The sequence below is a fragment of the Clostridium rectalis genome (assembly GCF_900626095.1).
GTDB classification, from domain to species: Bacteria; Bacillota; Clostridia; order Clostridiales; family Clostridiaceae; genus Clostridium_AS; species Clostridium_AS rectalis.
The window spans coordinates 73,105-95,670 of the sequence record NZ_UYZZ01000009.1 but is presented as its reverse complement, the minus strand read 5'-3'; the positions used below and the strand labels follow the sequence as shown (position 1 = coordinate 95,670).

Here is a 22,566-nt window from a genome sequence, read left to right as displayed (position 1 = left end):
TATTATAAAATTTTTATTTATTTTTAATGGGTTTTTTAGTTTTGGATGGGTCAAATTTAGTTTTATCTATTATTATTTCGGGATTTGTTTTGGCATTATATGGAACAAAATTAGGAATGTTATTTTTAATATTATTAATTAATTTTTTATTATCGAATGTACTTTTGAAAGGGTCTACTTTATCAAAGTTAAGTTCTTTAGTGTAGTTTTTATTTATATTTTTAGGAATTGGTGCTACTCCCTTATCTTTATGTAAGTAATCTTCTTTATTTTGAATATTTTTACTTAATGAAGTTTTATTTATCTGTAATTTCTTATTAGAAGATTTTAATTTTTCTAAATCACTGAATAAATTTCTATGATTTGGTTTAATGGAATCTTTTATAAACATTCTTATGCGACCTTTTAAATTAGGAGTGTATAGGTAACCATTTTGTTCATTATTTGAGAAATATGCCTTTCTAGGCGGAAGTTTATAAGCATGTTTTGCTAACTCATCCCCTAAAACAATTGCACAACATACTAAGTCTTCAAATCCAAAGCATATTCTAATACTAGATTGATTTTTAATAAAAGGTGGCATAAGTTTAGCAGAAGGTTTTTGATGTAATGGGCAATAGTTAATACCTAAACTACCTCCCCATTGACCTATCATTTGTAGCCTTTTTAATATTTCATTTTTAATTATTTTTATATCTTTATCATCAGTTGAATTATCAGGCATGAGTTCTATAAATTCATCTATAATAACTATAATATAAGGTAATTTATTATAAGGATGTAGTTTATTATAATGAAAAATATTGTCATTACCATCAGCTTTTTTTACCATTGATTCAAATAGCTTTGTTCTTCTGAATAATTCCTTTTCTAAATGTTTTAGGGCAATTAAAATTTCACCTAAAGTACTTGCATAGCAATAAACTTGACTACATTCTTTATATTTTACAAGGTCATTTTTAGCACATTGAAACATGTAAAACATTATTTCTCTATGAGTACAAGAATATATCCATGAAACTATTGCGTTATCTACAGAAGCATTTTTCCCTCTTCTTTGTTGTCCAGCCACTAAAATATGTGGGGAGTTATTTAGATTAAAAACTATTGGTTTCCCTGTTATATCATAACCTGGGCAAAACTCATATGGTTTAACTTTAACAGGAGTAAAATCCCAACTATTAATTTTTATTTGTTCAGGATATATGAATTTAGCTAAAGCAAATTGTCTATGTTGAGGAATTTCATATAAAAATTCGCATTTACACCCTGTTTCAATAATATCTGTATAATTGCTAAGTGCAAAAAGATTCATTCCCCAAGGAGCATATACTCTAGAGCTAAAACCATATGTTTCTACTTTAATATTAGAAAGTGTATATCCATTATATTCTTTATTCCATTTTTCTAAATTTCCAAAAGTATTTTTCCAATTATAAATTAATTGATTTATTTTTATTTCATCTTCTTTTGATTTTTCTTGCTTAATTTTACTACTTTGTTTATTAATATTTTTATTTATAAAATCCATAAATTTCACCTACATTATCTAATCAAAATATATTTTTTGATTGTTGGTTTATATTATTATTTAATCTTTTATATTTAACTGCATACTTACTATAATTATAATATTGAATCTTATTAGAATTTTTATTTTTCTTATATATATAACATCTAATTATGCCTACAATGAAGCCTGTTCCTATAATTACTACAGTATACAAAATATATATTCATCCTTTCTTTATTTATCTATTAATATATACTATGCAGTAACACCCCAAAATGACACTACTATTTATAGAATATAATATTATTTCTTGTCTATAATATAGATATATATAACTGAGGTGGTATATATGAAAAAAAGAACAAAATTCTATAAAAGCAATTATAATTTATTAAATATTATAAAATTAAGCAAATTTGAAAAAAACTTTTTTAAATTTACAATAAGATTTTTTGAAATGATTCGTTATATTTGTATGGAAATGTATAAAGGAATTAAATATTTACCCATATTAATTAGAAACTTCAATATAAGCTATAATAACGGATATAATTTAAATGAGTTAATAAGTAAATTAAACTATTTAACACCTAGACAGTTTGAAGTAATGATGGCAGAAGTATTTAAATATCAAGGTTATTATGATGTTAAACTAACTAAATTTACTCACGATTATGGCAGAGATATTATTTTAAAAAGAAAAGTGAATGGAGTAATTGAAACTACTTATGTAGAATGTAAATATTATGATAAAAACAGTTGTATTGGTAGAGATATTTGTTTTAAATTATTAGGTTCAATGCAAATGTTTAATGCTGATAAAGGTATTATATGTTCTACAGGCAAGTTTAATAAAAACAGTATTGAAGTTGCAAGAAGTGTTAAAAATTTAGAGTTGATGAACGAAAATGACATTAAGTTTTTACTTTTCAAATTAAAAAGTAATGAAATTCAGAGAGTAATGTTTAAAGTAAATAATGTATCATAATTCACTAGGTATTTTTTCAGGTAGGGTTAAGTAGGTGCTGAAATTAAACACCTACTTGCCTTTAAAGCTAACTAAAAACCTATTTAATGTATAAATATTAATTTAATTGTATTATTAATCATCCCAAAAACTGTCATCCGCAAACATATTATTTAAATCATCTGCTGACAATCTAGTTTTTGTCTTTGTTTTTATATTTTCTTTCTTATCTTCGTTATTTTCTGTTCTTATAATTAAATCCTCTTGGATATTTCTTCTTCTTTTTCTTTTTTTAGTTTCTTTTAATGCTTCACGTACTAATTCAATAGTTTCTCTTGGCATTTCGCAACCGCCTAAAAGTATTTTGGTTTCTCCATTTGTATTTTCGTTAAATTTACCAAAATCATAATATTCAAATTCTTCTTCAATTAATTGTGAATCAAAATCTTGTGTGTTGATGTCTGCAATCATTTTATCACATTCAAAGATATCAGGCATATAGAAAACACTTTCTTTTATAGCTTTATCTATGGCTTCTTCCAAATCAGAACAATTTTTATCTAATTTTAAATATACTTTATATCCGTTTGTACAATGTACTTTTGCTGAATCAGTAGTGTCTAGTTTACCATTTGCCATGTCATAACTTTCATTTAATTCCTTCATGGCTCTTATGTTTATTTCTTCCTCATCACCTTTATTGTTATCTATATATCTTATAGAATCAATATAGCCTTTCTTTTTAAGATTTATCATTTCATTCCAAAATCTTGTAGCATTATCAAAATCAATACTTGTTTCTGTTAAAGAAGGATAAGTTGCTATTACATTTATAGATTTTTCTGGACAAGCTTTTTTTATTAACTCTGAATACATAATAGTTGCCTCAGCACCTGTTCCACCATTTGCACTAGTTAAGAATGTAACATACTTATGAGTTGTGAATTTTTTTATCATAACCATAAATTTTGGAGCTTCTTCTTTACAAAACATTTCCATTTTATCCATGTCTTTGCCACAACCATCAGCGTTAGGAATATAAAAACAACGTCTTTCGCTATCAAAGTGTTTTAAATTTTCCATTTCACTCATATTAGAATTTAAAAATATAGTGGTATAACGCCTATCTAAGTTCATTAAAGTATTTGCCAGTCTATTGCCTGCTCCTCCACAACCTATAATTAGATTTTTCTCTTTTTCCATATATTATACCTCCCCAAAAATATTTTCTCTTAAACTATTTAATTCTTCAAAACCTTTTTCTGTAAGTAAAAAAGTATCTGCTTTTACAATTTTTAATCCTTTACTTACAAATTCTAATGTTTCAAATCTTTTTAATGTTTGTCTAACTTTTTTATCTGACAAACAAGTTTTTTCTATAATTTCTTTAATCGTAGTCCCATTGCCTTTACACAAACCTTTTTTATTGTCATTTCTATCAATTATAGCTTTTAATATCCTATAATCGTTTTCTGTAAATATGACAGAGTCCATATTTATAACTCACCTCTAATCAATTAAGTAATAAAATAAAATAAAGTTTTAACTAAAGCTGATTAATGTAGAAAGCTTTTATGCTTAAATTGTAACTTATTTGGAAATAACTTAGAACTTATTTAACCTTACCAATATAATACTATATTATAGTGGTATATGCAATAGTGTTATAAAATAGTATTTATTTATTATTTATTTAGTATGAAAATGGTAATAATTTAGAACTTATATAGAATATAAATAGAATTATAAAATACTTTAAATTGAATTGAAATGTAAGAATAACTAATATTTATTATACTTAAAATAGAACAATAATAGTATTTAAATAGAACTTATATGGTATTAAAATATAATTAAAACAATAGTTATTAAGATTTATATTTTGAATTAAAATATTTTTACCATTTATCTTTTATTTAAAAATAATAAATGTAATACACTTATTATTTTAAAGTAAAGTTAAGTAAAAGCTATTAAAATAATAAGTGAAGTAAAGTTAAAGTTCTGTTTAATTGGATTAAAACAAACCTATATCTTTTTATTTATATATGGTATACTTTAACTATACTTTTCTTTAAGGAGTGATTTTCCATGAAAAATTTTAGTGAAGATAAAGTAGTTGATGCTGAATTTTTTGATGTAGATGATGAAATAGAAAATAAAGATTCAAAAACAAAAGTTATTAGAGGGGAACCTTTTTTTTACACAACTTCTCAGGTTGCACAAAAGGTAGGCTTACCAAAATCAACAATAACATATTGGACTAGAGTGTTTAAAGATTTATTAGATGTAGAAAATAAACGATATAGAAAAATAGACATAGAAAAATTAAAATTTATAAAAAAATTAACTAAAGAGGATGGATTAACTTTGAAACAAGTGTCAGATTATTGTAGTTCAAAAGGTTTTGATATAAATGAAATAGAACAAAGTGTAGTAGATTCTAGTAATCCATTAGCCATTCAGACTATAATCTCAGCTTTATCAGTAGAAATAGATAGGAAATTAAATTGTTTTTCAAATGAGTTATTAAGTAAAATTGATGAAAAACAAAATAAAGGAATTGTAATTAAGCAAGAAATGAACGATAAACTTAATGAAACTATAGCATTGACAGTAGATGAGATAATATCTGAAAAGTTAGACCAATCTATTTCAGAATTCAAATCTTATGTAGATGATAAAGAGAGACAAGCTACTTCAAGAGATATAGAAATGATTGATATGTTAAAACATAATTTACAGGAAAGAAAAAAGCAACAAGAAGAATTGGAAGCAAAAAAGAAAAAATCATTTTTGGGAAGGTTATTTGGAAGATAATCTTCCTTATACCTAAAATTATAAATTTAGAACTTTATGAGAGGGGATATAAAGAGGAATAAAAATAAATAGGTATAATAAGACTAGCAAAAGATAATATGCTTTAAAATAGTTTAGAAAGAGTTTTAAAAATATATAAAATAATTTAATAAAATCTAAAAATAATAGTTGACTAATATAAAATAATTTGGTAAGATAAAAACATAAAGGAAACGAAAAATAAAAAAATAATAAAGTATAAGAAACAAAAACTGAGGTACGAAGGTTTTGTTTCTTTATAAGTCTATCTTATTAACTTATTAGTATATATTGTTATATTAGTATATATTGTTTCACTCTCTTTAGTGTCCAAATTTTAGTTACTCAGACTCTACGATGTAAATAAAATTCTATTTACCAATATAAGTATAACATATCTATGTAATGTTTTTCCTAGTTACAAAGGAAAGAGTGTAAATGTTAAAAGATATAAATATAGAAAGGAGGAGTGCATTAATGGATAAAGATTGGTTTATACAAATATCTAATTATATGATATTAGATAATAAAAATTCAAAGGACAATTATATTTTATCTAATGAATCTTTGATTATATACATATTAATTTCACAAACTATAACAATAAGAAATCATTGTAGTTTTTCAATTAATCAATTGTTAGACATTTTATATGTAAATAGAACTCAAACAAAAATGATAGAAAAAATAAGAAATTGTTTAATTGAATTAAAAGAGATGGATATTTTTGAATATTATCAAGATTTTTATTTAGAGAAAGAAATTACAGACATAAGCAAATTAAAAAAAGGAGAAATATATTATGTACAATTAAATTATGTATTTGATAATAGTTTTTTTATAGTGTATGACGATGAAATCAGAAAGATATTAGAATATTGTAAAGGCAAAAAGAACACAGATAAATTTAAATTAATAGGATATTTTTGTTACCTAATTATGAGAATGAATAAGGAAAATAAAATTTGTTATCCTTCGTTTGATAAAATTGAGTATGATGTGGGAATAGGTATAAAAGCAATAATGTCTTATAATGCTATTTTAAAAGAATTACAATTAATAGACTATATTAATGGGGGATACAGAATTGTTAGGGGTAAAGTAAAACAAGATGTTAATTACTATTGTAGATATGAAGATAGAGATTGTTTAAAAGAATATGCAAAAAGATTTAAAGAAGATAATAATCTAAAATCACAAACAACTTCAGGAAAGAAAAAAAGTAATAAAAAAAGAAGTTTAAAACAGAAATTTAATCATTTAGAGAAAGTAGGAGATACTACTGGAGCAAGGCAAATAAAAAAAATATATGATAAACTTTAATAACTTACAGTGAATTTAAAACAATTTAAGAATATAAATGTACAATTTTATTGTAAAATAGAAAGTTTTTCATAATAAGGCTTGACTAATATAAAACAATTTGATAATATATAAGCGTGGCAACGATAAGGGAATTAAATAATAGAATTAGTACCGTAAAATAATTTAAGAATGAAAGGAAATGATAGAATGAAAAAAACAAAAACAAGCAAAAATTTAAAAAAAGGTAAACTAACCAAAGATGAATTAAAATTATATGCTTTAGAAGATAAAGAGATAAATATGATTTTAGAGTATCAAGAAAAATTACCTGTGTTACAAGGAGAAAATCAAAATTGGATCAATGCAAGAACTATACATAATGAGTTAGGAGTAGGTAGAGATTTTACAACATGGATAAAACAACAGATAGAAGATTTGGACTTAGAAGAAGACGAAGAATATAATATAAAATGGATAAAAGGAAGCGACACCTTCAAAGGGGACGCTAGTAATTCCAATAGAATGGTAGCTTTAGGTTATAATAAAGAATATTTTATGATTATAGAAATAGCAAAAGAAATATCTATGGTTGCAGGAGCAAAAGGTGGACGAACAGGTAAAGAATTAAAAGAAAAAAGTAAAATTGCTAGAAAATACTTTATATACATAGAAAAAGCCTTTAAAAATAGATATGAATGGAATTTAGATAGAGAAAATACTCTTATAAAATGCAAAACTTTAAAAGGTGCTTTAATAAAATATAAAAAAGAGGTAATAAAAACAATTCCCCAATATATGCATAATAATCAATTCATAGCTGAGTTTTGTTTATTAAATGAAGTCATTATTGGAATGTCAGCTAAAGAATATAGAAAAAGAAAAGGTTTTGCTAAACATTTCCCCATTAGAAATAGTTTTAGTGAAAAAGAGTTAGAATTAGTACATATATTAGAACAGTATGATTCAGATTTAATAGAAATACAAAATGAATTTAACTATGAAGATAGAAGAAAATTTTTAACTAAAAAATTAGAAAGTTTAATATAAAATAATTTAGTAAAATAAAAACATGATTAAATAGGAGGAGATTGATATAAAAAAATATATTGGAAAATACAGAGTCCTATGTGAAAGAGATGTAGAAACTAGCAAAGCAATTAATAATGGAGATAATACATATATTAAATGTTATCGTGGAATTTAAATTTATAGGGCTACAGAAGAAATATTGATGTTGTATACTCCGTTTGTAACGCAAAGGACTAAAACTATGGACAAGTTAAAAGGAATCAAAATAATAGATTATTTTAACACCAGCTTAGAGACACAAATAAAATTTCATGAAAAAGATTTAGAAAAGGTATTAAAAATATTTCCACCAGTAATAAAAGGAAAAGATATTAAACCAAAAAATAAATATAAAAGTAAGGCTTAGATATTCAAATTTTATAGGTAGTGCAAAAATTTAATAGCAATAATCAAAGATAAATAAAAAAAGGTATATTTCATTCAAAAGTAAATTAAAAACAATTAATAAACAAAACTTTAAAATTTGAAAGGGGATATAATTATGAAAAATTTATTAAAAGTTAAAGGACAAATAATAGGGGAGTTTAAAGGAGATTCTAAGCTATGCAATTACAGAATATTAGAATCTAAAAAAGAGGATTTAAAAAATTATTATATAACAGATATATTAAATCAAAATTTGGGTGAAATTGTACATATAAGACTGTTAGATGGCAGAAAAGAAATATTTAATAGCAAAGGTCTACTAGAATATAAAAACGATTTAGGAGGTTCTCTGTGGAGAATATTCGTAGGAGATAAATGTTTAGATGATGTATTGTGGACATACACAGATACAATAGATGAAATAAAAATAATTATAGATTTAATTGAAGAATCGCCACGCATACTCGTGACTTCAGTTATGAGTTAGTGGCGACATATGTTAATATAAAATTAGAATAAATATACTTAATTAGAAAAAGTTAGCTAATATAAAGCTATAAATAAAGTACCGTAGGAACTACGGGAATTAACGCCTGTGGAGATAGTAGGTTACGAGGTCGTGGAAGCAGGAAATCCTAAAGTAATGAGGGAAGCACGTGGCTTCAGCCATGTGAGGTTCACTTTTCCAAAGGGTGTAAATAATTATACTGTGGAAGGCAGAAATAAAATACATGAAAATTTAAATAAATATAATGTGAAATTACTAAAATATATTACCGAAAACCCTGTTAAGGGTGCTACAACAGAGTTTAATGATAATAGAATTTCACTATATATAAGTCAAAATGGGAAATGTGGAATAACAGGCAAAGTACTAGAGCATGGAGAAATAGAGATACACCATAAAATCCCGAAGGGGAAAGGTGGAACAGATAAATATAAAAACTTAATAGTTGTTAGTAATACTATACACAAACTAATACATGCTACAGTAACAGAAACCATAGAAAAATATAAAAATATAGCTAAGCTTAATAAAGACCAAATTAGTAAGTTAAATAGATTTCGTAAAATGGTTGGAAATTGTGAAATATAGTAAATAAGTAAGTATTGATGGGACGCCGGATGAGTTGGAAACTCTCATGTCCGGTGTTAACTGGGGGAAAAGGTGGAGATAACTTCAAAGCCTTACCTATCAGAATATTAATTAAGGGGGATTTTATATGGAAATAAACAAAGTAGTTTGTATGGATAATTTAGATTTCATGAAACAGTTATCTAATGAATCTATAGACCTCATATATGGGGATATTTTATATGCTACTGGCAGAAACTTCAAAGATTATAAAGACTTGTCTTATAATAAAGATGAAGTATACAATTTTTATATACCTAGAATAAAGGAAATACAAAGGCTTTTAAAAGAAACTGGAACGTTGGCTTTACAAATGGATTATAGGATATCTCATTGGATTAGGGATATATGTGATATTTACTTTGGATATAAAAACTGTATAAATGTGGTTCAATGGCAATATTCAAGTGGTGGAAGTAGTAAGCATAAATTATCACAAAAAAATGATGAAATAATAATTTATGCTAAAAATCCTAAAAAGCAAAAGTTTAATTATATGACAGAGATAAGCTACAACAGAGATTATAAACCTTATAGGTTTAAAGGTGTGGAAGAATATCAAGATAAATGTGGAAGATGGTACACGCTAGTGGGTATGAGATGTATTTGGAACATACCAATGGTAGGAAGAACATCAAGTGAAAGATTGGATTATGCAACACAGAAACCTTTAAAATTAATGGACAGAATAAGGGATTTATACACAAATGAAGAAGATTTAATCGGTGATTTTTTCTGTGGTAGTGGAAGTATGATTGAAAGTGCCAAAAACGGTAAAAGGAATTATATAGGATGTGATGCTAATGAAAGAGCAGTTGAAATTACCAATTCAAGATTAGCAAGTTAGTTTATAATACAAATATATTGTACGATTTAAAACCTATTATGAAAGGCATATAGGAATGAAAATAAAAGATTTATTAAATATAATTAATAAGGGAATGGTAATATTATGTTTCCAAGAATTTGACAATCATTATGATAATTTGAGTGAAGTAAAAGAAGAAATAAAATTAAAACTATATGAAAAAGAAGTTGTTATGATTGATTGCATTAATGCAGAAGAATTAAAAGTTTTTTATAAATAATTTACAATATAAAACAATTTAATAAATATAATAAATCAAGTATTTTATTTAAACTAATGCGGATATAATTTTTTAAAACAAAAACTATCCCAGAATCACAAAAATATATAATATTAAAACCTCTACAAACGCCTTGAATTGGTTACTAAAAATGGGTTTAAATGAAGATATAGTGTTTTTATTTATAGTTGTTCATTTTATGGTTTAATTTCATTTTAAAGCATTTTTTTAACCAAAGTACCGTTGAGGAAGGAAGTGATGTAATATGACTTTAAAAGATTTTTTAGAAAGAGTAAATAGGAATGATTTAGACAAAATGATGATATTTAGAGAAGGCAAAGGTTGGAGTAATATAAAAATTAAAGTTGAAGAAAATGAAATTTCAATATCTTGTGATAGAAATAGACCTTTTTCTAGTGATTAAAAACAAAGATAAAATAATTTAATAATTAAGGAGGGGCTGAATGGATAATAATTTTTATGTTTATGAGTGGTACAATATGGATAGTAAAGAAGTATTCTATGTAGGAAAAGGTAAAAATAAAAGATATAAAAACACGACTAAAAGAAATCAATATTTTAAAAATTATTATAATAAGTACGAATGTAGTGTAAGAAAAGTAAAAGAAAATTTAACAGAAAAAGAAGCCTTTAATTATGAAATAGAATTAATAGAAAAATATAGAAATATTAATCAATGTAAATGTAATTTAACAAACGGAGGAGAAGGAGCAACGTTTCCAGAAGGTAGTTGGAATGATTTATTTAGAAAACTTCAATATTTACATGATGTTAAATGTGCAATGGATGATATGGACAATGAAGAAGAATATGATATTGAAAATTTAAAAACAAAAACTTTGAAAGAACTAAAAGAGTTATATAAAAATTATATTGAATATAAAGATAACGAAAAATTAAATAAGGAGTATTTTAAATCTATTGATATACAAACAGAAGATTTAACAGGTTTTGAATTAAAAACACAAAATGAAGAAATAGTTTTATTTACAGAGTTGATTGCCAATGATATAGCAAAAAGTAATAAGGAATTTAGTGACTTTTTAAATTGGAAATCAGAAGTTGATTTTATTTGTATTAATTTTAATTCAGATAAATTTTTAAAATTAATGTTTGATAATATAGATTATTATAATGAATTAATAAAAGTAACTAAAAACATATTATGGTTCATGAAAAGTCTAAATCATAATCCATCTGTGCAAGTACCAGTAATAATTAAGAACTATGTTATTAAAAATAATTATATACATATAAAATTTAATACTCACGATGATAAAACTTTAAGACGAGTAAAAATACATTTATATGATATTGTATGGGGAATTTTAATGTTTAAAGATAAAGCATTATTTCAAATAATTTATAATGAAATATTTTTTGCACCTTTTGTTTAAATATATAAATAAGATAATTTAGGAGGGAATTATGCAAGATATGTCTAAAGCAATTATAAATCAAAGACAAATTTACAAAAACGCTTCAAGCAGATTTAAAGATTTTAATTGGGACTTAGAATTAGATGTAGAAACAGCTAAAAAAAATAAAGAGATAGTATCTATTAATGATAGTATAGCTTTAAGAATGATAAGAAAAATGACTGGACAAGAAGTTGATGAAAAAGAAATAGATAGGTTAAAACTAGAGATTAAAAAATTAAAAAAGAAGGGGAAAACCAAAACCAACATAGAAAAAATTAAACAAAAATATAAAGAATTAGAAGATAAAATTTTGGTTAAAGAATTAAATTCTATTGTTTTTGAATCTATAGCAGATTGGAATAGGGCAAATTCTAAAAAAGGAATTAAATTAAATAAAACTAATAGAATTAGGACAATAGGTACAAGTGGTGGTGTTAAAAAGGATACAGTCTTATTTTGTGATGAGGATATACATAAGGAATTAGATAAAAGGTTAAATAATGGAAGAAATGAAAAAATAAAATATGTACCTGCAAAATTTGAAGCATATAAGGCATTAGCATTTAGTGGTTCTACACCAGTAACACAACCAAAGGGAGTGTTAGTTATAAAAGATGGGGAACATGAAATAGAAAGGGATGTGTTGTTATTATCTGACAATGAAAAAGGAGGATTTGACTTAAACAAGAGAGAAAATTATAAAATTAATAGGCAATTTACTGATGGTTGTGGAATGATAAGTGAAGAATTGAGTAAGCAATGGGCGATTGATATGGGTTGCTATAAATATAATGATAAAAAAGAAAAAGAAGCAACTTATACTCCTAGTGGTTTTAATATTCGTAATGCCTTTTGTAAAGGTATGTTGTTTACTTTTCCGTTTCTAGAGTTTGCGGAGGATGTAGCACATAACTACATGGTAGAAGATGCTTGGGGCAATATGATAGACATAAGAAAAGTAGATATAATATTAACAACAAATATGTTAAAACTTTGGAAAGCTTATGATTCTATAGATCATTATCTTGAATGTTGCAAGGAAAATGATTTTGAATTTTGTGTAGCTAAAATACTACCTGAATATTTAGAAAAAACAAGAAATATGAATTATCAATTTTTAGAATCATACAAACTAACTGATAATGAGATCAAAGATTTAGTACAACCAACAGTAGATTCAATAAAAGGTGCTTTATCAGAAGATTATTTAAAAATGATTTTATTTTTGAAAGGTTGTAAACTAACGAAAGAAGATTTTTTAAAAGAAGATTATGATTATCTAAAAGCATTAATGATAGATAAAAGAATGAAAAAAGACCCTTTTATACAGCAAAAAGTATATAGAATGATTAGAAAAAAAATAAATGATTCTAAAAAAGGAGTAATAGAAGTACAAGGGTCATATGAAATAGTAAGTGGGGATTTGTATGCGTTATGTCAGTATATGTATGGTATGAAGATTACAGGGATACTAAAAGCTAATGAATTTTATTCAAGAACGTGGTTGGATAGAGATGTAAATAAGATTGTAGCATATAGAGCTCCTATGACATTACATAACAATATAAAGGTAATGCCTTTAATTGAAAATGAAGATACAAGAAAATGGTATAGATTTATGAAAACTTGTTTAATAATTAATGCTTGGGATTGTACTGCTGAAACTATGAATGGAGAGGATTTTGACGGGGACGCTAATATTACTACAGATAATGAAATATTAATAACAAACACAAGAGAAACATTACCTATCATATGCGAACAAAAATCAGCAGAAAAGAAAAAGATAAATAAAACATTATTAAAAAAAGCAAATAAAAATGGATTTGGTAATAATGTTGGTGATGTAACTAACAAGTGTACTGGTATGTATGATGTTTTAGTTAAATTTAAGGCAGATACTCCAGAATATGAAGAAATGTCATATAGAATAGCTTGTATGCAAGGATATCAGCAGGAGATAATTGACTCAATAAAAGGAATCATACCTAAAAAAGTACCTTCACATTGGTACAATTATAAAGAGTTGAAGATAAACTATGAATACAAGGTAGATAAAAATGGTGTAATTATAAAAGAAAAAGATGATGAAAAAACTATAGAGTGGAAGAAATTTAATCAAAAATTATTAAGTAATAAAAAACCATATTTTTTTATATATAACTACTCAAAATTAAAGAGAAAATACAAAAAATATATAGAAAATAATAATACAAACTGTTTAATAAAATTTGGTTTAACATTGGATGAATTAATAAAAAAAGAAAATAAAAGTGAAGATCAAGAAGAATTTATTAAATATTATAATTTAATGATGCCAGTATCTATAGAAAAAAGTTTAATGAACAGACTTTGCTGGATATTAGAAGATAAATTTAAAGATATTGAAACAAACATTAGACAAGAAAATAATAATTTTGATTATGATTTTTTAAAATTGAATGCTAAGTATTCAAAAAAAGATAAAGAGATAATTAATGAAATTTATAATGAATATAAAAAAGAAGCCAAGCTATATAAAATGTCCCAAAAAAACTCAGATGAAAACGAAGAAAACACAGAAGATAATAGACAAGTATTAATTGATAAGTATCAAAGAAAAATATTTGGAGTATGTAACAATGAGGATATGGTTTGTGATATATTATTAGATATTTGCTATGGCTCTAATCAAAATAAGCAATTTGTATGGGATATGTGTGGGGATGTAATCATTGATAGATTATTAAAGAAAAATAATCATTCAATAAATATACCAGTTGTAACAAATAAGAAAACTAATACATATTGGCAAGGTGAATATTATGAATTAGAAAATGTGCAAGTTGAGGAGGATGATATATAAATGCTAGATGAGATATTAAATGAAACAGAAATATTAAAAGAATATAAACAAAATCATCGTATACCTGAAAAAATTAAGATTACTGATATTATATATTTATTAACAAAAGATTATTGCTTACAAAACAAAGAAAGAAAAGAAGTTTACAAACTTATTATGGAAGACTTAAAGAAAACATTAGGCAATAAATTTATTTATACTAAATGGAATAAAACAGTTAAAGGCATAGTTAATAGATTTTATAGAGATAAATCAATTTATAAATTTGAAGTAAAAATGAATGATATAAATGAAATAAGAATTAGTCAAAATGAATTACAAACAATTAGGCAATTAGATAATTTAGTATTAGAAAAAATAGCATTTATAATGTTGGTTTATGCTAAAATTTCAAAAATGCAAATGCAGCGAGAAAATAATGATTATTGGGTTAATAAATCATGTTCAGTAATTTGTAGAGAAGCTAAGGTGGGATTAAGAGGTGATAAACAAAAAAGAATAATGAATGAATTATATAAAAAAGAATACATAACAACAAGTAATATAAATACTAAAACAAATATTAAATTAAATTTTGGAGACAAAGAAAGTGTTAAAAGGGAAGATGATTTAATAATTATTGATTTTGATGGAGTGGTATATCAATACTTAATATATAAAGGAGAGAAGTGGAAAAGATGTGAAGGTGAAAATTGTGAAAAATGGATAAGGATAAAAAATAATAAAGCTAAGTATTGTTTAAGTTGTGCTAAAAAAAATAAAAAAGAACAAACAAAAAATGTAGCAAGAGAAAGTATGAGAAGACTAAGAAATGAACGAAAAAATGGCGTGTTAAGAAAATAGAAAAATAGTTACAATATAGCTATATCAATGGTTATAGCATGATTTTAAATAAAATGTGCAGTTTGTTATAATGTAGTAGTAAATAATACTATTTTAATAAAATCAAGAATTTATAAATAAAACAATTTGACAAATAAATTTTAATCAGATGATTGAGATAGTAATATAAGACAAATATGAGGGAGTATGAATGACTCCCTTGGTGCTAAAATATAAACAACGGAGTAAAGCTCCAATTAATCAAGACAATTTTAAAAATATAAAATACGAGAGGTCTTGCGTTAATAGACGACTTAAAAAATTGACCCACTACGCCTCTTAACAATGCGAACCGAGTGCAGTATTAGTGGACGAAGTACAAGTCAACGCAATTAGCATGGTCTAGCCGAGAATACGGTCTGATGCTAGTATAAAATAATTTAACAATAGGTATATTGATATAGAACATAGTTCTTAAAATAAAAATATATTGGCATAGCCAGAAAGAGAGTGTTTAAATTATGGAAAAGAAAAATGTAAAAAGTGTATTCTTAGGAAGAAAGGTTAGAAAATATTGGAGCTTATATGAATCCGAATACAGTAAACCAAGCTTAGTGGAAAATACTGAAACATTAGAAAGAGTTAAAGTTTTAGAAAAAGAAATGGATTTTGAATTTGAAGTAAATGAAGAAATTTATTTAGAAGAATTAGAAAAGTATACAAAAATTCAAAAGAAAACAAGAGATACTAATGGAAATATAATTTACAATATTACATATGTTGCAGAAACAATAGAAGATTACGATGTAGATATAAAAAATAAATATAATGAGTTATTAGAAGAATGGAATATAAAATTTGAAGAAAATGAAAAGGAATATAAAAAAGAATGTGAAAAAAGAAAACAACAAGAAAAAGAATCTAATGAGAAATATAATAAATTTTTTCATGAAAAAGAAAAAGTAAAGAAAGATAAGATTATTATATTTGAAATACCAAGAAATAAAGATGGTAAATTATTAATGAATCAAAATGATGCAATTTCATTATGTGAATTAATAGAAATGAAATTACCTATGAACTACAATGTAATTACCAGTCCATTTAAAGTAGCTTTGTGTAATAGTGAAGATGTTGTTATAAATAAAAATATAAATAAATTAAATAATATAAAATAATTTGACAATAGGAAGTAACTTAATTAAATAGATAATTTTTTTCATTGATATGGGTAGATTTGTATTTACCCAATCCCTCCCTCCTATTTTAAAAGGGAAGGTATTAAAAAGGAGTGTTGAAAATGAAACTTGTATCAGGTGAGGAATTTTTAAGAGGAAATTAAAAAAAAGAGAATAAAGAATTAATATTTCAATTCCAAACAAATAATAAACTAAATAAGTTGGCTTATTTACTAATGAGTGACTTAAAAATAAAATAAATAAAGTATGTTATCTACAAGGATTTATATAAAAATAAAGGGTAGTGACCAATCACTAAAGGAGAATTTTATATGAACTGTTTTTTAGAAAGAGAAATCAAAAGTGATTTAGATTTGATAAAGAGACATATTAAAAAAGTCGAATATGAACTATTAACCTTTGATATGGAAACATATTATCCAGAAGAGTTTATTCACTTGTATGAGATATACCAAAGATTAATGCGTATTTACACAGATAATTATAATAGTGCAATTGAAAATGCTTTAAATTTCTATATAAAAAGAAGAAATGTATTATATAGAATTAAGTATAACTTGAAAAATAATATGAACTCTTTGTTTAATGGAAATAGAAAAAATTATAAAAAATTAATATATACTTATGAGAATATTATAAGGGAGTACAAAGATTTGTATGAATCTATTAGAAATATTCAAATAGATAAGATTAAAAAATTATTTTATTCTGAAATAAAGAAAATAGACCATATAGAATTAAAAGACATCGAAACACTTAAAGAAATAATTGATTCATACAATAAAAAAGAAGATAATATATATTCCTGTAAAGATAAGAATATTAATTTTATAAATTATATAAACAAATTAGAACTTGACTTTGTACAAGATACAGATTTAATTGGGCTTTATCATTATAATTTAATTTGTAAGGGTAGATATATTCCTATTAGATTTAATAAGGATATTGAATTTAATATTGTATTTAAAAATTAAAAAGTAATATCTAATGGAAAATATTAGAAGGAAATAAAGTTGCGATGGATTAAAATGGAATATATTTTAACAATAAATAAATGTAATAAATTCGTTATTTTATGTAAAATAACTTAATAATTTAAAAAATATAATTATAAAAAGGAGAGTACAATTATGAATAAAAAAGGTTTATTAATAAAAATGAGTGAGAAATCAGGATTAACACAGAAGGATGCAGAGTTAGCTTTAAAGGCATTTATAGAAAGTGTTGAGGAAGCACTAGAATGCGGAGAAAAGGTACAGTTAATAGGATTTGGTACTTTTGAAACTAGACAGAGGGCTGAGAGACAAGGCAGGAATCCGTCTACAGGAGAAGAAATAACTATACCTGCATCAGTAGTACCTGCATTCAAAGTAGGAAAAAAATTAAAAGAAAAAGTAAAAGAAGCACATAAATAAAATAAATATAAAATAATTTTTAACAAATGTATAATTATACATAAATAAACTTATATGTGAGAGAACTCAGATTCTCTCACCTCTGTAAGAAAGGGAGTATTATAATGGATAAAAATATCAAAGTGTTCATAGATACAAACATTTTATTACATACTAATAACTTAGATATATTATTAGAGGAATATGGTGAATTGTATTTATCTAGTATAGTTATTGAAGAATTAGAATCAATAAAAACAGACTCCAGAAAAGACAATGAAGTTAAATTTAGAGGAAGAATCGCATTAAGACATATAATTCACAACGAAGATAAGTATAAAATAATATTATGTGAAGACAAACATAGAAAGATTTGTGATGAAAAGCATTTAGAGCAGAGTAATGATAATTTAATTATTGCAACTGCTTATGAAGAAAGTCAGAGAAATGAAGTTAAGTTTATAAGTAATGATATTTTAGCTTATAAAATAGCCAAGGAAATGTTTCACTTAGACTCAATGAGACTAATTCAACAAGAAGATGAATATAAAGGCTTTAAAGAATTCATAGGAAATACAGATGATGTTAATAAATTATTTTTACAATATGAAAAGAAAAACAATTCATTGAATTTATTGGAAAATGAATATTTAATTTTGAAAAATACAGACTTAGATAAAGTTTATGAATATAGATTTAATAATGGGAAGCTGAATTTAATAAAACTACCTCCATCAAAAGTTATCAAGGGATGGAATAGTAAACAACGATGTGCTTTAGATTTGTTAATGGATAAGAATATTCCTATTAAAATAATAGCAGGTAATTTTGGGAGTGGGAAAACTGTTCTCAGTATTAGATCAGCAGTATATCATGTTTTAGATAAAGGAAATTATTCTAAGATAATGTTAGTAAGAAATCCTTTAGGATCAGGTGAGGAAATTGGTTATCTAAAAGGTACAAAGGAAGATAAAATAAGAGAATTTTACAAACCAATAGAACAAAATTTAGATGGTGGAGAATTTCAATTAAATGATATGGTAATAAAAGGACAATTGGAAATGGAAATACCATATTATATGAAGGGTATGAGTTTAAAAGATACATTTGTTTTAGTTGATGAATGTGAAGATTTAAATAAGAAAATATTTAAATTAATAGGTTCAAGAATAGGAAGTAACTCATGTGTGGCTTTTGTAGGAGATTGGAAACAAGCTGAGGCAAAATATGTGCATGATAACGGATTGATTCAATTTATAAAATATGCAAAAGGGAATCCATTAGTAGGGATAGTAGTGCTTGATGAAGATGTAAGATCTAGTGCAAGTAAGTTATTTGCAGATTTTTAATAGTATAAAATAATATTTTTAAGGGAGAGATTTTATAATGGCGAAGCAGTCAATAAATGAAAAAATAATAACAACTCATAAATTAGATATTGAAGGTACATTAAATGTAGATAGTCTACAAGAAGGAATGTTGATGGCTGAATTAGAAGACGAAGGGGAAAAAGATTTAAAATACTTAATAAATAAATTTAATGGTAAGTTTGTAAAAATATCAATAACTGATAAAGTTGAAGAGATTCCAGAAGAATAAAAGAAAAGGGAAATTATATGAATAATAAAAATGGTACAGTCTATTTTATATTAGATACATCTGCTGATCTAGTTAAAATTGGATTTACTAGAAATTTAAAAAGAAGAATTAAACAACTAGAAACATCTAACTGTAATTTGGAATTAATACATAAAATAGATAATTGCAATATGGATTATGAATGCAGTCTGCATAATTATTTTAGTTTAGAAAGAGTAAAAAACGAATGGTTTAATTATGGAGATTCCATTAAGCAATGGATAAAAAGAGATAAAATTGAAAAAGAATATTTTAAAAAGTTAAAAATGTAATATAGCTATGACTTGTACAAGCATAGACTAAACTAATTAGGGGTAGATAGTTATATCTGCCTCTTTATTAAATTTAAAATAATTTGTAGATATCATAAAATTCATCTTTTATCTTACATGATGGGTGAATTTTTAGTATTTATAGAAAAAGTATATGGGTTTAGTGTAATGTGTAGCACGACAGTCTCCAAAACTGTTAGTGAGGGTTCGAATCCCTCAGTCCATGCCAAATTTACATAATTTAATAATGAATTTTCAAAGCTATTTTTGAAGAGTGAATTAAACACTCTATCGCACTCCTACAGCGATTTAGATACTAAGGAGAAGGGATAGAACGGATTTAATTCCTTCTTCAAAGATAGCTTTTTAGTTATCTAATTTTTAAGCTGTAGGAGGCATAAGTATGAAAAAATTTAGTAAAAGATTTTTAAAAGAAGTTTTAGGTTTTAATGAAGAAGAAGTTAAATTAACAATGGAATGTCAAAGAAAATTTCCAGAATTATTAATAAATGAGGCGAAAGAAATTGACAGTGCTAGAGAACTATATCTTAAATTAGGTTTAAAAGAAACAAACTGGTCAAGATGGAGTAAGAAAAACATATTAAACAATGAATTTTTCAAAGAAAATATTGATTGGAAGTCACTCTTCTTTAAGACGAATGGAGACAAATCAAGGTCTGAAGGAAATTTTGCTAAAGATTTTTCTATATCTATAGAAATGGCAAAACATTTATCTATGATGGCAAGAACAGAAAACTCATATAGGTTTAGACAATATTTTATATTAATTGAAAAATCAATTCGAGGACTTCAGCAACATAATGAAGTTAGAGAACCAGAGAAAGAAAATTATAATTTAATGAAAGAAGCAATTATAAAAGATTATTCTAGTAAGCATAATAATGTTACTGAATTTGATATTAATTATTTAATGATTAGAGAAAGTAATATGATAAATCAAAATTTATTAGGATTTAAAGCAAATGAAGTAAGAAGTAAATTAGGTTATGTTGATAAAGAAACAAGAGAGCATTTACAAATAAAACATAATAAAGCAATAGATTTTTTACAGAATATGATAATCGGATTGGTTACAGCAGGAGTAATCTTTGAAGAAAGGTCTAAAATCATAGAAAATATTTGTAAAAGTCAATATAGTGATTTAAGAATGGATAAATAATTTAATAAATATAAATAATACATATTTTAAAAGGAGAATTTTTAAAAGATGAATATGAAAGAAAGATATGGACAAAAAATCAGATGTAAAGAATGTGGTAGAGAAATAATATTAGATGAATTTAGTACAGAAGCAATTGGAGTTAATACAGTAGTGGTTTATTGTGAAAATGGATGTGAGTTCTTATTGGATTAATTAAATATAAAATAATTCAATAATTGTATTTTAAAAGGAGAGAGGTAATGTCGAATAGATATTTAAAAAAAGAAAATGAAACGGATTTTGAATACGGGTTAAGACTTATAGAAATCAAATGCGAAGAAAACCCACAAGATTTAGATTGGCAAAGCATTATTGATTATTTAAATCTAAATATACATAGAGATTCTCTGAGAAAAGCCTGTAATACAACAGAGTTCAGTTCTTACAATGTAATGAAATATTTTAAAAATAAAATGAAGAATAATATAAAAGATGATGATATTTTAAATGAAATAGAAATGAAAAAGATTGAATTAGAAGAAGAGAGAAAAAAGAAACAAACTATATCTATAGAATATAATAAAATTCTCAGAGAAAAATCAAGAAATGATTTATTATTTGAAGAATTGCAAAAGTCTATAGGACGAGTGAATGTGCCAGAATTTAAACCAATAATTAAAGAAAATAATTCACCAAAAGAAGGAGTAGTTGTTTTAGCCGATGAACATTTCGGGAAAATATTTTCAAGTTTAAATAATAATTATTCTGAGGATATATTTTATCAAAGGATGAATCAAATTACAGAAGAAATATTAAATGTTTGCAATGAGCAAAAATTGAATCATATACATATTTTGAATCTAGGAGATAACATAGAAGGAATGTGTTTAAGAGTATCTCAATTGATGAGTTTGCAAATGGGGATGACAGATATGGTAATAAGGTATGCAAGATATATGGTTAATTTTTTAAATGAATTATCTAAGCATATTGAAATAACTTATCATCACTCTTATACAGGAAACCATAGTCAAATAAGACCTTTAGGTACTAAAGCAGATATGTTTCCTAAAGAGAATATGGAAAGAGTTGTGTTTATGTACATAAAAGACATGTTATCTGAAAATAATAGGATAATAATTCCTGAGTATGAGGATGGAAATATTAAATTAGACATATTTGGATATAAAATTTTTGGAAAACATAAAATAAAAAACATAGAAAAAGCAATACAAAACTTATCTATGCAATATAGGACTTTTATAGATTATTTGTACTTAGGACATTTACATCACAAAATGAATAAAACAGTTATGAATGGTATTAACAATAATTGTGAGATAATAATAACTCCTAGTATTATGGGAAGTGATGATTATAGTGATGATTTATTAACAGGTTCAAAAGCAGGAATTATATTTGATATTTTTCAAGAAGGTAGAGGTAGAAGAATTACATATGATATTATTTTAAATTAAAAAACAAAAT

The 22,566-nt window shown here is 24.6% G+C and carries 26 protein-coding genes and 1 tRNA gene; 23 read left to right on the top strand and 4 right to left on the bottom strand.

Annotated elements, in window-relative coordinates:
• Positions 1-13: 13 nt before the first annotated feature.
• Together EJL03_RS13370 and EJL03_RS16180 are read right to left on the bottom strand one after the other, a co-directional pair.
• Positions 14-1,531 carry an FtsK/SpoIIIE domain-containing protein gene (locus EJL03_RS13370; protein ID WP_125154474.1) on the bottom strand — a complete coding sequence of 506 codons (1,518 nt, stop codon included), beginning with the start codon at positions 1,529-1,531 and terminating at the stop codon, positions 14-16.
• A 22-nt stretch (positions 1,532-1,553) separates the two neighbouring features.
• On the bottom strand, positions 1,554-1,727 hold the full coding sequence (locus tag EJL03_RS16180; protein WP_164509097.1) for a hypothetical protein: 174 nt from the start codon (positions 1,725-1,727) through the stop codon (positions 1,554-1,556).
• Positions 1,728-1,862: 135 nt separating this feature from the next.
• Here EJL03_RS16180 and EJL03_RS13365 point away from each other — a divergent pair, with 135 nt between their 5' ends.
• The gene (locus EJL03_RS13365) at positions 1,863-2,501 is read left to right on the top strand and encodes a restriction endonuclease (protein WP_125154473.1); all 639 of its coding nucleotides are present in this window, start codon (positions 1,863-1,865) and stop codon (positions 2,499-2,501) included.
• 114 nt (positions 2,502-2,615) lie between these two features.
• Here the strand turns inward: EJL03_RS13365 and EJL03_RS13360 are convergent, their stop codons facing one another.
• Both EJL03_RS13360 and EJL03_RS13355 read right to left on the bottom strand, forming a co-directional pair.
• Positions 2,616-3,683, bottom strand: coding sequence for an FtsZ/tubulin family protein (locus tag EJL03_RS13360; RefSeq protein WP_125154472.1), 1,068 nt, complete (start codon positions 3,681-3,683; stop codon positions 2,616-2,618).
• A gap of 3 nt (positions 3,684-3,686) precedes the next feature.
• Positions 3,687-3,974, bottom strand: coding sequence for a hypothetical protein (locus EJL03_RS13355; RefSeq protein ID WP_125154471.1), 288 nt, complete (start codon positions 3,972-3,974; stop codon positions 3,687-3,689).
• A gap of 597 nt (positions 3,975-4,571) precedes the next feature.
• Here EJL03_RS13355 and EJL03_RS13350 point away from each other — a divergent pair.
• The 22 genes from EJL03_RS13350 to EJL03_RS13265 all read left to right on the top strand — a co-directional run bounded on the left by EJL03_RS13350 (position 4,572) and on the right by EJL03_RS13265 (position 22,556).
• Entirely contained in the window at positions 4,572-5,300 is a 729-nt protein-coding gene (locus EJL03_RS13350; RefSeq protein WP_125154470.1) for a helix-turn-helix domain-containing protein, read from the top strand.
• Between the two features lie 495 nt (positions 5,301-5,795).
• Positions 5,796-6,641, top strand: a complete 846-nt coding sequence (locus tag EJL03_RS13345) for a hypothetical protein (protein ID WP_125154469.1) — start codon at positions 5,796-5,798, stop codon at positions 6,639-6,641.
• A gap of 189 nt (positions 6,642-6,830) precedes the next feature.
• Entirely contained in the window at positions 6,831-7,670 is an 840-nt protein-coding gene (locus tag EJL03_RS13340) for an antA/AntB antirepressor family protein (RefSeq protein ID WP_164509096.1), read from the top strand.
• Positions 7,671-7,854: 184 nt separating this feature from the next.
• A complete protein-coding gene (locus tag EJL03_RS16175) occupies positions 7,855-8,058 on the top strand; it encodes a hypothetical protein (protein ID WP_164509095.1) in 204 nt (67 codons plus the stop codon).
• A gap of 135 nt (positions 8,059-8,193) precedes the next feature.
• The gene (locus tag EJL03_RS13335) at positions 8,194-8,565 is read left to right on the top strand and encodes a hypothetical protein (protein WP_125154467.1); all 372 of its coding nucleotides are present in this window, start codon (positions 8,194-8,196) and stop codon (positions 8,563-8,565) included.
• A 108-nt stretch (positions 8,566-8,673) separates the two neighbouring features.
• The gene (locus EJL03_RS13330; RefSeq protein WP_243108721.1) at positions 8,674-9,174 is read left to right on the top strand and encodes an HNH endonuclease; all 501 of its coding nucleotides are present in this window, start codon (positions 8,674-8,676) and stop codon (positions 9,172-9,174) included.
• A 127-nt stretch (positions 9,175-9,301) separates the two neighbouring features.
• Positions 9,302-10,060 (top strand): DNA-methyltransferase, encoded by a 759-nt coding sequence (locus EJL03_RS13325; protein WP_125154466.1) that lies wholly within the window; start codon positions 9,302-9,304, stop codon positions 10,058-10,060.
• Positions 10,061-10,115: 55 nt separating this feature from the next.
• Positions 10,116-10,301, top strand: coding sequence for a hypothetical protein (locus tag EJL03_RS13320; protein WP_125154465.1), 186 nt, complete (start codon positions 10,116-10,118; stop codon positions 10,299-10,301).
• Positions 10,302-10,566: 265 nt separating this feature from the next.
• Positions 10,567-10,725: a hypothetical protein gene (locus EJL03_RS16170; RefSeq protein ID WP_164509094.1), complete on the top strand. Its 159-nt coding sequence runs from the start codon at positions 10,567-10,569 to the stop codon at positions 10,723-10,725.
• Positions 10,726-10,765: 40 nt separating this feature from the next.
• Positions 10,766-11,719 carry a GIY-YIG nuclease family protein gene (locus tag EJL03_RS13315; protein ID WP_125154464.1) on the top strand — a complete coding sequence of 318 codons (954 nt, stop codon included), beginning with the start codon at positions 10,766-10,768 and terminating at the stop codon, positions 11,717-11,719.
• 31 nt (positions 11,720-11,750) lie between these two features.
• Positions 11,751-14,588 carry an RNA dependent RNA polymerase gene (locus EJL03_RS13310; protein ID WP_243108720.1) on the top strand — a complete coding sequence of 946 codons (2,838 nt, stop codon included), beginning with the start codon at positions 11,751-11,753 and terminating at the stop codon, positions 14,586-14,588.
• On the top strand, positions 14,589-15,431 hold the full coding sequence (locus tag EJL03_RS13305) for a hypothetical protein (RefSeq protein WP_125154463.1): 843 nt from the start codon (positions 14,589-14,591) through the stop codon (positions 15,429-15,431).
• A gap of 500 nt (positions 15,432-15,931) precedes the next feature.
• The gene (locus tag EJL03_RS16165; RefSeq protein WP_164509093.1) at positions 15,932-16,588 is read left to right on the top strand and encodes a hypothetical protein; all 657 of its coding nucleotides are present in this window, start codon (positions 15,932-15,934) and stop codon (positions 16,586-16,588) included.
• A 332-nt stretch (positions 16,589-16,920) separates the two neighbouring features.
• Positions 16,921-17,586, top strand: coding sequence for a hypothetical protein (locus EJL03_RS13300; RefSeq protein ID WP_125154462.1), 666 nt, complete (start codon positions 16,921-16,923; stop codon positions 17,584-17,586).
• A gap of 156 nt (positions 17,587-17,742) precedes the next feature.
• Complete coding sequence (locus EJL03_RS13295) at positions 17,743-18,027, top strand: HU family DNA-binding protein (RefSeq protein WP_125154461.1); 285 nt, start codon at positions 17,743-17,745, stop codon at positions 18,025-18,027.
• 104 nt (positions 18,028-18,131) lie between these two features.
• Positions 18,132-19,355, top strand: a complete 1,224-nt coding sequence (locus EJL03_RS13290) for a PhoH family protein (RefSeq protein ID WP_125154460.1) — start codon at positions 18,132-18,134, stop codon at positions 19,353-19,355.
• Positions 19,356-19,392: 37 nt separating this feature from the next.
• Positions 19,393-19,605: a hypothetical protein gene (locus EJL03_RS13285; protein ID WP_125154459.1), complete on the top strand. Its 213-nt coding sequence runs from the start codon at positions 19,393-19,395 to the stop codon at positions 19,603-19,605.
• A gap of 17 nt (positions 19,606-19,622) precedes the next feature.
• The gene (locus EJL03_RS13280; protein WP_125154458.1) at positions 19,623-19,916 is read left to right on the top strand and encodes a GIY-YIG nuclease family protein; all 294 of its coding nucleotides are present in this window, start codon (positions 19,623-19,625) and stop codon (positions 19,914-19,916) included.
• A 154-nt stretch (positions 19,917-20,070) separates the two neighbouring features.
• Positions 20,071-20,145, top strand: a tRNA-Trp gene (locus EJL03_RS13275).
• Positions 20,146-20,319: 174 nt separating this feature from the next.
• Positions 20,320-21,096: an antA/AntB antirepressor family protein gene (locus tag EJL03_RS13270; protein WP_243108719.1), complete on the top strand. Its 777-nt coding sequence runs from the start codon at positions 20,320-20,322 to the stop codon at positions 21,094-21,096.
• 48 nt (positions 21,097-21,144) lie between these two features.
• A complete protein-coding gene (locus EJL03_RS16160) occupies positions 21,145-21,291 on the top strand; it encodes a hypothetical protein (protein WP_164509092.1) in 147 nt (48 codons plus the stop codon).
• 47 nt (positions 21,292-21,338) lie between these two features.
• The gene (locus tag EJL03_RS13265; protein WP_125154457.1) at positions 21,339-22,556 is read left to right on the top strand and encodes a hypothetical protein; all 1,218 of its coding nucleotides are present in this window, start codon (positions 21,339-21,341) and stop codon (positions 22,554-22,556) included.
• Positions 22,557-22,566 lie beyond the last annotated feature (10 nt).